Source organism: Sorangium sp. So ce1014, from assembly GCF_051521505.1.
Taxonomy (GTDB): domain Bacteria; phylum Myxococcota_A; class Polyangia; order Polyangiales; family Polyangiaceae; genus Sorangium.
Map to the genome: position 1 here is coordinate 5,479,254 of NZ_CP150356.1, position 12,516 is coordinate 5,491,769.

Below are 12,516 nucleotides of genomic sequence, written 5' to 3' on the forward strand. Positions count from 1 at the left end.
GAGCGCTCCGAGCTCTCCCGGCGTCTTTGGCGTCTTGCCGGTCCTCGTCTCCGGGTCGCCACTTTCGCTCGATCGCCGGACCGGGTACGCTCGGACTCGATAGAAGAGCTGGGACGGAGCAGTTGAGCATTTGGATGCCTATCGACGGAACATCGCTGGGAGGCGGAGCGCCATGAACAGAGAGCTGCGCGCGCGCATCATGCAAATCGTGGGAGCTGGCATGTTCACGGGCCTGTCGCTGGCGCTCGGCTGCCAGGACGGCACCGGCGGCGCGGCGACAGGGGCGGGCGGGACCGGCGGGGCTGGAGGAACCGGCGGCGCCGGCGGTCAGGGCGGCGCCGGCGGTCAGGGCGGCGCCGGCGGTCAGGGCGGCGCTGGCGGTCAGGGCACCTCCTCGGAGACGAGGTGCTTCTCGCTGGACGAGGTCCGGGCCAGCAACGACGGCGGCGGCGGCGCTGGCGGAAGCGGCGGCGCGGGAGGGAGCGCCGAGACCTGCCCGAGCGAGTACCATCCGAACCCCGTGTCCTGCGTGGTCTACGAGAATGGCCGGCTGGAGGACGGCCAGTGCTGCTACGACGTCAACGACCCGGGCATCGGCGCCTGCGGCCGCCCGTTCCTCGTGGGCGGCGCGCCGCGCCTGGCCGGCGTCGAGGCGCGGGCCGACTGGGTGCTCGACGCCGCCGCGGACGAGCCGCTCGCGGTCGACCCCGTGACGCGCGCCGCCCTCGCCGAGGCGTGGCTCGCCGACGCGCGGCTCGAGCACGCGTCCGTCGCGTCGTTCGCGCGCTTCACCCTGGATCTGCTCGCCCTCGGCGCGCCGCCCGCCCTGATCGAGGCCGCGCAGCGCGCCCTCTCGGACGAGCTGCAGCACGCCCGGGCCTGCTTCACCCTCGCGAGCCGCTACGCCGGCCGCTCGCTCGGCCCGGGGGCGCTCGCCATGGACGGGGCGCTCGACGCGCCCACGCTCGCCGGCGCCGCGGCCAGCGCGGTGCGCGAGGGCTGCGTGGGCGAGACGCTCGCCGCCCTGCAGGCCGACGAGCAACGGCGCCGCGCGTGCGACCCCGAGGTCCGCCGCGCACTCGACCGGATCGCCGCCGACGAGGCCGCGCACGCCGAGCTCGCGTGGGCCTTCGTGCGCTGGGCCGTCGCGCGCGGCGGCGAGCCGGTGCGCGCCGCCGTGGCCCGCGCGTTCGATGAGGCGCTGGCCGACGTGCGCGTCGCCCGCGGCCCGGAGCGCCCCGGGATCGACGCCGCCGCGTGGCACGATCACGGCCGGCTCACCGAGGCGGAGCGGGCGCGCTGCCACCTCGACGCCGCGCGCGAGGTCATCGCGCCGTGCGCGGAGGCGCTGCTGTCCACGCCGCCCTCCACCGCCGCGGCCGACGCCGGCCTCGACGCCCCGGCGTAGCCTCCCCCCTGGATCCGGCGCCCGACCGCGCCTACGTCAAGGAACGAGCACGACGTCGATGCCCGAGACGAATCCCACGAACCTCCCCGCCGCCTGGCCTACCTTCCCGTCATGACCGCGCTTCGCCAGCTCCGCCTCATCGCGATCCTCGAAGGCCTGTCCTACCTGCTCCTGCTCTTCATCGCGATGCCGCTCAAGTACCTCGCCGACCTGCCGCTCGCCGTTCGCGTCGTCGGCAGCGCCCACGGCCTCCTCTTCGTGCTGTTCCTCGCCGCGCTCGTCCACGCCGCCGTCCGGCGCCGGTGGTCGCTCGGCCGCTCGCTGCTCGCCCTCGTGTCGTCGATCGTCCCCTTCGGGACGTTCGTCTTCGACCGCTCGCTGCGGCGCGAGATCGAGGCGACCCTGCCGTCGTCGTAGGCAGGCGCGCAGGCGGCGCGATCGCGGGGTCGCCTGGCCCACCCCGCGTCAGCCGGGCACCGCGCCAGCGCCCGCGCACCTCGCCGCGGAGCCGCCCGCGCGCGCCGGCGACGCCGGGCGCTCCTCGCCGGGCGGCAAGCGCAAACACAATTATTTCATATACTTACAGATGATCGTAAAAAAATGGACCGGCGTGTCGATCCCGCGTCTGCCCGTTCGTCGTGACGATAGAACCGGGGCGCATCCGGTCGGCAACGCCCGGACGCGCCGCTTCGAACCAGAAGGAGACACGACGATGCGATCCATGAACACCGCGGGACCGGCAGCGAACGAGGCGAGGACGGACACGCAGCAGCCGGCTCACGTGGCGCCGTCCGATCGCCGGACGACGCGAGGCAGCACGGTCATGAGGCGCATCTCGATGGCAGCGTGCCTGTTCGTCGCCGCGTGCGGCGGCGCGGACGACGGCGAGCCCGATCCGGTCGCGTGGACGGACATGAGCTTCGCGGAGCGCACCACGTACATGAACAACGTCGTCATGCCTCGGATGAAGGAGGTCTTCGTCGCGTACGACGCGAAGTACGCGTCCATGGACTGCACGACGTGCCACGGCGACGACGCGGTCGAGCGCGCCTACGCGATGCCGAACCCGCAGATCGCCCCGCTCCTCGGCGAGGAGGAGTTCCCCGAGTGGGTGTCGGACCCGGAGCACCCGGAGCGCATGGAGTGGACCGACTTCATGTACAACCAGGTCGTGCCCGAGATGGCCGACCTGCTCCAGGTCGCCAGGTACGATCCGATGACAGGTACCGGCGAGTTCTCGTGCAACAACTGCCACACGGTGGAGGATGTCGAGCCGTGAGACGGCGCTAGGCGTGAGCGAGCGACGCGGATCTCAGCGTCCTCGGCGCCACCGCCCTATCTCCGGCTACTCTCCGCCCGGAGGAGGTTTCGCATGCCCGTCCCGATCGAGATCGAAGAGTCCAACGCTCAGTTCCTGGCCGCCTGGATGCATTTCAGCCAGGGTCTCCCGGGCCATCGGATCGAGCACACCGACGGCGTCACCGTCGTCCTCTCGGGCACGGACATGGTCCTGCTCAACACGGCCACGCTCTCCTCGCCGGCAACCGACCTCCAGGATCTCGAGCGCCGGGCGCTCAGGGCCGTCGAGCTCGCGCGGACCGGCGGCGTTCCGTGGCTCTTCGCGCTGTCCGACAGCTGGTCGCCGGGCGGCGACGCGGGCGCGACCGCCGAGCTCCTGGCCCGGCTCGGCTTCACGCCGGCCGTGTCGCTCATGGGCATGGTGGCCGACGCGATCACCCCCTCGCGGCGCCCGGCCGCCGGCCTCGATCTCCGGCGCGTGGCCGACGCCGAGACGCGCGCCGCCATCGCCGACCTCAACTCCGCCGCGTACAGCGTCCCGATCCCCGCGGGGCGCGCCTCCGTGGCCCACGAGGCGCTGTGGAACGACCGGGCGTTCGGGCGGGTCGGCTACGTTGGCGACCAGCCCGTGTGCTCCGCGGCGACGTTCATCGTGGAGAAGATCCGGTACGTGGGCTTCGTCGTCACCGCGGCCGAGCACCGGCGCAAGGGGTACGCCGAGGCGGTGATGCGCAGCTGCCTCGACGACGCGCTGAGCGAAACGGGCGTCACGAGGACCGTCCTCCACGCGACGGAGATGGGGCGGCCCGTGTACGAAGGGATGGGCTACCGCGCCGTCACGCGCTTCGCCTTCTACACGCCGCCGCAGGCCTGAAGCCCCGGCGGCGCGCGCGTCCCGCTGCGGCCGCGGCCTACCATCCGCACGTCCTGCCGCGGTTCTGCTGGTCGAGCCACCCCTTGAGCGGCGCGAAGTAGTCGAGCATCGCCGCCGCATCCATCTGCCGCGATCCGGTCACCGCCTCGAGCGCCTCCGGCCACGGGCGGCTCCGCCCCATCTCCAGCATCCGCCGGAGGCGCTCGCCGGCCTGCTCGCTGCCGTGGATCGTGCAGCGGTGGAGCGGCCCCTTGTACCCCGCCTCCTCGCAGAGCGCGCGGTGGAGCTGGAACTGGAGGATATGAGCGAAGAAGTACCGGAGGTACGGGACGCTCGCCGCCACATGGAACTTCGCGCCGGGATCGAAGTCCGCCTCGGAGCGGGGCACCGGCGGCATCACGCCCTGGTACCTCGTCCGGAGCTCCCACCAGGCCTGATTGTACTCCGCCGGCGAGATATCCCCGGAGAAGACCCCCCAGCGCCACCGATCGACAAGGACCGCGAACGGCAGGAAAGCCACCTTGTTGAGGGCGTCGCGGAGGAGGAGCGAGAGATCGCTCGACGGCGGGGGCAGCTCGTCCACGAGCCCGATCCGCTGGAGGTACTCCGACGTGACCGACAGCCCGATCGTGTCGCCGATGGCCTCGTGAAACGCGGGGTTCGGGCTGTCGCGGTACAGCCACGGCAGGTGATTGTAGGCCCTCTGGTAGAAGGTGTGGCCGAGCTCGTGGTGGATCGTCTGGAAGTCGTCGGCCGTGATCTCGATGCACATCTTGATGCGCAGATCCTCCTCGTCATCGAGGTTCCAGGCGCTCGCGTGGCAGACGACGTCGCGATCCGCCGGCTTGACGAACAGCGATCGTTCCCAGAAGGTGGCGGGGAGCGGATCGAACCCGAGCGAGACGAAGAATCGCTCGCCCGTCTTCACCATCTCGATCGGTGTGAGGCCCTTCGCGCGGAGCGCCGCGTCGAGATCGTAGATCGGCGCCGCCCCCTCGGGCGCGACGAGATCGTCAATGTTGCTCCAGCTCTGGGCCCACATGTCGCCGAGCAGGTCGGCCCGGATCGGGCGCGCGGAGGGGACGACGTCCTCGCCGTACTTTGCGGCGAGCCGGCCGCGCACGTAGCAGTGGAGCGCGTCGTAGAGCGGCTTGACCTGCTCCCAGAGGCGGTCGACCTCCCGCGGCAGCGCCTGCCGCGGCATCTCGTATTTCGAGCGCCAGGCATCGCCTGTGTCCTTGAACCCGAGCTCGCGGGCGCCCTCGTTCGCCAGCGCCACGAGCCGCGTGAAGTCGCCGCGCATGGGCGCGGAGACCGTGCGCCAGCCGACCCACGCTCGCTTCAGCTCCTCGGGATCGCGGCTCTTTGCGATGATCCTGCTGAGCTCCTGGAGATCGAGGCACTGGCCGGCCGCGGGGCAGTACTTGCCCGCTCCGTACATCGCCTCGAGCCGCGACGCGATGGTCGCGAGCTCCTGCGTCCTCGCCGGATCGGCGGGCGCGTACAGCGTGAGCGACGTGCGCAGGAGATCGAGCCGCCGGCGGACGTCGTAGGGCAGATCGAGGTCGCGGAAGCGGGCCGCCCGCTTGGCGAGCTCGGACTGCGCGCCGAGCAGCTTCGCGCTCGCCGCGGCCGCGAGGATCTGCGTGTCGACCGTGATGTACGTCGACGCCACCCACGCGGCTCGGTTGTTGTGGGTGCTGAGCTCGTGGAGCTCCGACTCGGCCGCCTCGATGAGTCGCGCGGCCTCCTCCGCCGCCGGCTGGGAGCCGGGCTGGGGCCGCGGCGGAGGGGTGGGATCGGAGCAGGCCGCCGTGAGCGCGAGGGCGCTGCAGGGCAAGGCGACGACGAACACCGGAACCATGCGCACCATTTCCCGCCGCTCCTGGATCGCCGACAGCTGAAGCGTGCAATGGTCCCTCCACCCCGGACGCGCAGAGGGCGCGGGGTGCGCTTCGGCGCCGCGATCCTGATGGGCCTCTAAGGCCGCTCGGCGGCTCGAGCAATCCTCGGGGGTGCATCCTCGCGAGGGGCTGACATGCGGCAAAGTCGGCTCCTTTCACGCCATCACGTCAGCCTGGAGGATGGCCCCTTACCGCGACATCGGCAATGAGTTGGCGGGTCGTTCCTCTTGCGATCTCCGCCGTCGGCAGCACCGGGCTCACTCGTAGCTGAGCAGTGAGACCGCAAAACCAGGATAGGGATCGTCCGGGAAAAAGTGGTCGCCCGGGAGGCGATAGCCGACCAGGAGAGCGCCTGAGAGCGGATCGTGGCGGACGACGACGACGGCGCCCAGATCGAGGGCGAGGGTCCGCTGGGCCTCGACCGTGCGGGAGGGAATGTCGACGCGCTGGACGAGGCAGCCGGCGTCGCAGGGGGGATCGGAGAACGAAGCGCCTGACAGGCTCACCAGCCCGTAGATCTTGCCTCCGGCGTCGTTATCCATTCCAAGGAAGCGCTGGGCGCCAAGGAGCGTCCCGATGCCCCCGTCGCGGACGAAGCACTCGGAGCTGAAGCTGCTCTCCGCCGCGCTGCACTGGGAGCCGTAGATGCGGAGCATGAGGCCCTCGTGCGTCACGAGGTGGGTGGGCGGGCTGCCGTCGTAGGCATAGACGTTCGTGACCCCGAAGTCTCCGTGGTAGGGCGACTCGTTCACGAACTGCGCCACGCCCGTACCTAGCACAGAGTACAGGTGAAAATCCGAGGGCGAGGAGCCGACCGTGACGGTCACGAAATCGTCGGTTCCCGGGATGCGGCGCATGGGGATGCCATGGTACGTGTACTTCTCGGAGGAGGCGACGAACGCCCCGGTCTGTGCATCGTACGTATAGAAGAGGCGATCCCAGTCGTTGCTCGGACCGCAGATGAAGCGGTGATCGCTGACGAGCACGGCCGACGCGCACGCCTCGACGAGGTCGCTCTCCGTGATCCTCGACAGCGTGGCGTCGTAGCTCGCGAATCGAGCCTTGTCCGCGACGACGAGGATCTCGCCGTCGAAGGCCGCCGCGGTGTTCTCGCGAGGCGAGTCCACACGCGTGATCTCCTCGCCTCCGCGACCGATCAGAAGGATGGAGTCGGCCAGCACGATAATAACACCCGAGTCGGCCAGGAAGGCATCGATGAGCACCGATGTCCCGGTCCGGAGCCGCACCTCGCCGTCGCCGACGGCCCCACCGCCGCCGGTACCGACGGCGCCCACGCCGCCGCCGCTGCCCACGCCGGTGCCGCTGCCCACTCCGCCGCCGCCGGTGCCCACGGCGCCCACGCCGCCGCCGCTGCCCACGCCGCCGCTGCTCCAAGGCATGCCCTCGCTGCACTGGCATGCGAGGAACCGCCCGTCATCCCCGCAGAGCTGCGCGCTGCTGCGCCCATCACCGCAAGCACAGGTCACCTGATGACCCGGAATGCATCGGCGCGGCGGGTATTCCTCATCGACGAACGACGAGGTGCATCCCAGACCGAACACGACTCCCGCCAGCAAGCAGGTCTGTCTCATGGTTCTCATCTCGTTTCGACTCTCCTCGCCTTGAAGACGCCGCTGATCCGCAGGCGCGCAACCCGCGCGCGTCCGGGGGGGGCACGCCGCCATCGCGCGCCACCATCGGAAAACTGCAATGAATATACCACTACAGGATGCTCGCGCGTCGCGTCGCGGCGCAGCTGCTGGTGGCGGGTGGCGCGGAGGCCGGGCGCAGCCCGGGCCCCGGCGCGACGGATTGCGTGGTTACGCAAAGCTCGGTCCGGCTCCGCCCCGCGCCACCTCAACCTCGCGCCACCCCAACCCGCCACCCCAACCTGGGTCGGCTCCGGGGTCGGCTCCGCCACCCCAACCTGGGTCGGCTCCGCCACCCCAACCTGCGCCACCCCAACCTGGGTCGGCTCCGCCACCCCAACCTGGGTCGGCTCCGCCACCCACCGCCCACCCCAACCCCGGTCGGGTCGCCCCACCTTCCACCCCAACCCGGGTCGGCTCCGCCACCCACCCCAACCTGGGTCGGCTCTGCCGGGTCGCCCCCCGCCCCCCAACCCGGGTCGGCTCCGCCACCCAACCCGGGTCACCCAACCCGGGTCGGCTCCGCCACCCAACCCGGATCGGCTCCGCCACCCATCCCAACCCCGGTCGGGTCGCCCCCCAACCCGGGTCGGCTCCGCCATCCGCTCCGCCACCCATCCCAACCCCGGTCGGGTCGGCTCCGCCACCCAACCCGGGTCGGCTCCGCCACCCAACCCGGGTCGGCTCCGCCCCCCAACCCGGGTCGGCTCCGCCGCTCCGCCACCCAACCCGACCCGGGTCCGGTCGCCACCGAAAAATCGTCACCGCCGATGTCGATGACGCACCGGCGGCTCCGACTCCTCTGTGTAGCGCCGAGAACGGCGTGACATCACGCGGACGAGGACCTCATGAACACCATCGAAGCTCTCCAGGGAACGCTCACCGTCACGACCGAGGCCGCCCCGGCTCGAACCACGCTCCGCAGCGCCGGCGCGGTGCTCTGCGGCCTCTTCGCGACCGTCATCCTCACCACAGCCGTGGATCTGGCGTTTCACGCCTCCGGTATCTTTCCGCCGCACGGCGAGCGGATGTCCGACTCGCTGTTCGTGCTCGCGCTCGCCTACCGCATCCCGCTCAACGCCGCCGGCTGCTACGTCGCGGCCCAGCTCGCTCCGGCTCGCCCGATGCGCCACGCGCTCGCCCTCGGTTTCTTGGGCGTCGCTCTCGCCACCCTCGGCGCCGTCATGATGTGGGAGCTCGGCCCCGCGTGGTACTCGCTCGCGAACATCGCGATCGCGCTGCCGTGCGCCTGGGCCGGCGCGCGGCTTCGAGGCGCTCGCCCCTGACGAAGGCGCCAGATCACCTCCGTCGAGGAAGAGCACCGGCTTCCTCCCGCGCGCCCCCGCGACCCGCGACGCCCCCTCGGGGAAATACCGCTCCGCCAGCCGCCGGAAGCTCCGCTCCGTCGCGCGCTGGAACAGCGGCCGAAACACCGACCGATCGATCCACCGCCCGACCACCCCCCAGCGCACCTCGTACGTATACGACGTCGAGAACTCCACGATCCCCTCTCCCACGACCCGATACAGCCAGAGCCCGACTCCACGGCGGATCAGCGATCGCCGATCCTCCGACCAGAACTCGAACGTCGACTGCCGGCACGGCCGGTGGAGCTTGTACCGCCCACCGCCGCGGATCGTCACCCCGAGCAGGTCCTTCTCGTAACGCATCGCCGTCCCGGTCCGGATGACCTCCCCGAGCATGGAGATCCTGCTGAAACGATGGTCCCAGTTCGGATGGAGCCTGTGATCCTGCGTGACCTCCCAGAGCCGCTCGACGGTGGTGCGGAGCCGGACGCGGACATGGATCGGAGCCGGTCGCGGCAGGCGCTGCTCGACGAGCGCGAGCCCCTCGACCACCGCGACGAGCGCAGCCCCCGCGCCCATGAGCCCGAGCAGCCCGCGAAGCCAGCCGGGGACGTCCGCCGGCGCATAAACGACCGCCGAGGGTAGGTGCCGCCATGCCAGCGAACCCAGCGCGATCGCATGCAGATAGGCGCCGACGAGCACGCTCAGGACGATGTGCATCAGGTACTCCCCGCCGGGCAACCCTCCCTGGCTGCGCCGCGACGCCGGCTCGACGGCGATATCGGCCATGGCAACGCCGATATCGGCCACGAAGAGCGCGACGAAGACGGCATAGAAGTCGCCATGAAGCTGGATGTTGGGCACGAGCGCGAGCTGGAGCGCATAGATGAAGCCGCGCGCCACATGGAGCCACACCTCGACCCGCGAGTCGGCACGGTCCCCGAGACGGCACCGGTACCAGTGGAAGTAGGCGATATCGAACGCGCCGAGGAGGCAGATTACGGCGAGGAAAAATGACGCGATGGCCATGGTACATCCATCCCTGAGCTCGAAGGACCCGAACAAGCGAGATCTCCCGCCCCGGTCCCCGTGGGTCACCGTGGTCCCCCGCGGGTCACCGCTTCTGCATCTGCAAGCCGCTCACCAACCCCAGGAACCACGACAGCGCGCCGCTCCCGCCGCCTCCACGCGCGCGCCTCGGCCCCGCCCGCCCACGCGCCTTCGTGGCTGTCCACGCCGTGGACACCCGGCGTGCCGACCGCGTGGACACCGGAGGTCGTGTCACGCGCGCCGGCACCGTCAAGCGCGCCACCGCGGTGCGCTCCGCGCCGGCGCGTGCTCCCTGGCACGGTGGTCGCACCCCTCGAACGTCATGAAGCCTCGCCTCGGCGACCTCGCCTTGCACATCGCCCGTATCGGTCTCTGCGCCTCCGGCGTCGCCGCCGCTGCGCGCATCGAGAGCGCGACGCTCGCCGCGGCCTCCGGGGGCTCGCTCTTCTTCGCCTCCTTCGCCCTGATGCACGATGTCGCCCACGGCGCCCTCCGCCTGCCGCGCAAGGCGAACGAGATCGCCCTCACCCTCTCGGCCGCGCTGATGCTCATGAGCGGTCACGCCCTGCGCATCATGCACCTGCGCCACCACGCTCGCCCCCTCGCGCCCGACGACACCGAGGGTGCCCCCGCGCGCCTGCCGCTCTCGCGGGCGCTCGTCGGCGCCCCCCGCGCCGCCTTCGCCCTCCGCGCCGAGGCGCTCCGCGCCGCCGGCCCCTCCGGCCGCCGCTGGCAGCTCGCCGAGGCCGCGCTCAACCTCGCCTCGCTCGCCCTCCTGCTCGCATCGCGGCGGCCTGCGCTCCTCGCCTTCGCGGCCACCGCCGCGTCTCTCCAGCTCACCATGGCCGTGTGGGCCGCGTACATCCCGCACAACGCCCCGGCCTGGATGCTGGCCGCCGCCCGCCGGCTCGCCTTCACCCGCTCACCCATCGCGCTGAGCCTCGCCTACCACGAGCGCCACCACCGCATCCCCAACCTGCCCTGCAGCCGCCTCGCCCTCCCCTCCGCCGATTGCTAGCCGCCAGTGCGGTTGCTCGGGTGAGCCCACCATGGCACGCTCGCCCTGATCCCGGGCGGGCACGCGCGGCGAGCCTGGTGCAGCGGCTCGCTCGGCCGGGCTCGGCCTGGACGGAGGGTACAGAGATGAATGACACCAGGCCAAAGACTGGAATCATGGCCTCGACGCAGCGGCCGCGAGGCCTGCTCGGGCGCAGCGGAACGGGGGTGCGAGCATGAGCGTCCGGCTCAATCACACCATCGTGTCCGCGAAGGACAAGAAGGTGTCCGCCACCTTCATGGCCGAGGTCCTGGGCCTCGCCGCCCCGAAGCCGTTCGGACATTTCCTGGCGGTGCAGCTCGACAACGACGTCACGCTCGACTTCGCCGACAGCACTGACGAAATCCGCCCGCAGCACTACGCCTTCCTGGTCAGCGAGGCCGAGTTCGACGAGATCTTCGGTCGGATCCGGGAGCGAAAGCTCCAGTACTGGGCCGATCCCAGAGCGCAGCGCCCCGGCGAGATCAACCACAACGACGGCGGGCGCGGCGTGTACTTCCCCGACCCGGACGGGCACTTCCTCGAGATCATCACCCGCCCTTACGGCGGCGGCTGATCCGGGCGCGCCGCGCTCCCGGCGGACGGGCGCTCATCCAATCTCCAGCACCTCGTCGTCCATGCTCGTCCCGGATCCCGGAAGAGGATAGGCCCGAGGAGCCGGCGCTCGTCCGCCGCGCCGGAAGGGTCGATGTGGGAGCCCATGGGTCCTCGCTCCACCGGCAGCGCCGGTGGGGCGAGGGGCGAGCTCGGTGGGGTTTGCTCGCCACGCGAGTCGGCGGCCGGCTACCGCCTTCCGTGCAAGACTGCAACAGAGATTTACACAGAATACTCGGCGCGTGGCGAGCGCGGGAGGGGGCCGGGCGCCGTGGAGGGGGCGGTGCGGTTGAGGCCCGAGGGACCCCAACCGCGTCGCATCACGCGGCGAGCACCGATGACCGGGTCATCACCTGGCTCACGCCGTCCGTCTCGGGGTCGGCCACGGGGGCGCTCACGGGGTGCGCGAGGGCATAGCGCAGGAGCTCGTGTGTCCACGGCTCGAACATCGCGTATACCTCGTCCGCGAGCGCCTTGTACCGCTCGCGCGTCTCCGCGTCGAGCGAGATGCGCGCGAGCTCGGCATGGTCGGCGTTCACCGCGTGGCCCGACTCGCGCTCGAAATGGAACGGGCCGCAGTAGCGCAGCTGCGTTCCGAGCTCCTTCTCCAGCGCCTCCGCCAGGGGAAGCATCGCGCCGAAGAGGACGTTGCCAGTCTCCTCGATGGCCTCGATGATGACCAGCCGCTCGAGGCCCGTCGTGCCCTTGATGAGCGCGGTGAGCCGCGCGGTGAGGATCCGATTCTCGATCGTCTCCTCGCCCCAGAGGAAGTTCATCAGGTCCGAGCTCCGCGCCTCGATGTCGAAGCCGAGCTTGGCCAGATCCTCCAGGTACCACGGCCAATGGTGATCGTCCTCATGTGTGTGGACGTTGACCATCTCCTGGTACTCGTCCGCCGCGTGCTCCTCCCTCAACACGAACCTGTTCAAATCACCGAAGCTCAGGATGAAATAAGCCATGCATGGGTAGAACGCGAGCCGCTCGCTAGGATCGAGCTGTTCGTCACGCATCCGCTCGAACAGGGGTAGACGAGCATACGCCTGCTTCTTCTCGAAGATGTGCCGCAAGACCTGCCGCATAAGCGATCTCCTTCTCGGCTGTGGGTGTCAGTTGGTTGAGCGATCCCTCTGTTTGCAAAAGCCAAGCGCCCTGCGCGCCCCGTGACGCCTCAAGGCAAGACCACGGCGTACCCAAATGGACGCTGCTGCTGGATCTCAGCCGTGTCAAAATCCTGCATTCCCCTCCCCCCTTGCAGTCCGAGCTTGATTTTCGGAAACTTCCTCGAACCACCTCAAACGCTATGCGACGTTGGAGGGTGCATCCACTCGGTGTACCCACTCTAGCGCAAGTGCGGCGTAAGCTGCATCCAGTATC

12 protein-coding genes are annotated in these 12,516 nt (G+C 70.6%); 9 read left to right on the top strand and 3 right to left on the bottom strand.

Annotated features, from left to right (window positions below; genetic code table 11):
* The first annotated feature begins 172 nt into the window (after window positions 1–172).
* The 4 genes from WME75_RS20905 (at window position 173) to WME75_RS20920 (ending at window position 3,581) form a co-directional block, all read left to right on the top strand.
* Window positions 173–1,408 (top strand): ferritin-like domain-containing protein, encoded by a 1,236-nt coding sequence (locus tag WME75_RS20905; RefSeq protein WP_437493545.1) that lies wholly within the window; start codon window positions 173–175, stop codon window positions 1,406–1,408.
* 111 nt (window positions 1,409–1,519) lie between these two features.
* Window positions 1,520–1,825, top strand: coding sequence for a DUF3817 domain-containing protein (locus WME75_RS20910; RefSeq protein WP_437493548.1), 306 nt, complete (start codon window positions 1,520–1,522; stop codon window positions 1,823–1,825).
* A 295-nt stretch (window positions 1,826–2,120) separates the two neighbouring features.
* The gene (locus WME75_RS20915; protein ID WP_437493550.1) at window positions 2,121–2,687 is read left to right on the top strand and encodes a hypothetical protein; all 567 of its coding nucleotides are present in this window, start codon (window positions 2,121–2,123) and stop codon (window positions 2,685–2,687) included.
* Window positions 2,688–2,780: 93 nt separating this feature from the next.
* Window positions 2,781–3,581, top strand: coding sequence for a GNAT family N-acetyltransferase (locus tag WME75_RS20920; RefSeq protein ID WP_437493552.1), 801 nt, complete (start codon window positions 2,781–2,783; stop codon window positions 3,579–3,581).
* A 37-nt stretch (window positions 3,582–3,618) separates the two neighbouring features.
* On the opposite strand, the gene WME75_RS20925 is transcribed toward WME75_RS20920, so the two are convergent.
* The gene (locus WME75_RS20925; protein WP_437493555.1) at window positions 3,619–5,454 is read right to left on the bottom strand and encodes a M2 family metallopeptidase; all 1,836 of its coding nucleotides are present in this window, start codon (window positions 5,452–5,454) and stop codon (window positions 3,619–3,621) included.
* A gap of 288 nt (window positions 5,455–5,742) precedes the next feature.
* Window positions 5,743–6,612 (bottom strand): hypothetical protein, encoded by an 870-nt coding sequence (locus WME75_RS20930; protein ID WP_437493558.1) that lies wholly within the window; start codon window positions 6,610–6,612, stop codon window positions 5,743–5,745.
* Window positions 6,613–6,700: 88 nt separating this feature from the next.
* Here WME75_RS20930 and WME75_RS20935 point away from each other — a divergent pair, with 88 nt between their 5' ends.
* The 5 genes from WME75_RS20935 (at window position 6,701) to WME75_RS20955 (ending at window position 11,104) form a co-directional block, all read left to right on the top strand.
* Entirely contained in the window at window positions 6,701–6,976 is a 276-nt protein-coding gene (locus WME75_RS20935; protein ID WP_437493561.1) for a hypothetical protein, read from the top strand.
* 1,093 nt (window positions 6,977–8,069) lie between these two features.
* On the top strand, window positions 8,070–8,420 hold the full coding sequence (locus WME75_RS20940) for a hypothetical protein (protein ID WP_437494882.1): 351 nt from the start codon (window positions 8,070–8,072) through the stop codon (window positions 8,418–8,420).
* 699 nt (window positions 8,421–9,119) lie between these two features.
* Entirely contained in the window at window positions 9,120–9,458 is a 339-nt protein-coding gene (locus WME75_RS20945; protein ID WP_437493564.1) for a hypothetical protein, read from the top strand.
* Window positions 9,459–9,813: 355 nt separating this feature from the next.
* Complete coding sequence (locus WME75_RS20950) at window positions 9,814–10,509, top strand: fatty acid desaturase (RefSeq protein ID WP_437493566.1); 696 nt, start codon at window positions 9,814–9,816, stop codon at window positions 10,507–10,509.
* Between the two features lie 214 nt (window positions 10,510–10,723).
* Window positions 10,724–11,104 carry a VOC family protein gene (locus WME75_RS20955; RefSeq protein WP_437493569.1) on the top strand — a complete coding sequence of 127 codons (381 nt, stop codon included), beginning with the start codon at window positions 10,724–10,726 and terminating at the stop codon, window positions 11,102–11,104.
* 358 nt (window positions 11,105–11,462) lie between these two features.
* Here WME75_RS20955 and WME75_RS20960 read toward each other — a convergent pair whose 3' ends face one another.
* Window positions 11,463–12,221 carry a hypothetical protein gene (locus WME75_RS20960; protein ID WP_437493572.1) on the bottom strand — a complete coding sequence of 253 codons (759 nt, stop codon included), beginning with the start codon at window positions 12,219–12,221 and terminating at the stop codon, window positions 11,463–11,465.
* Between the last annotated feature and the right edge of the window lie 295 nt (window positions 12,222–12,516).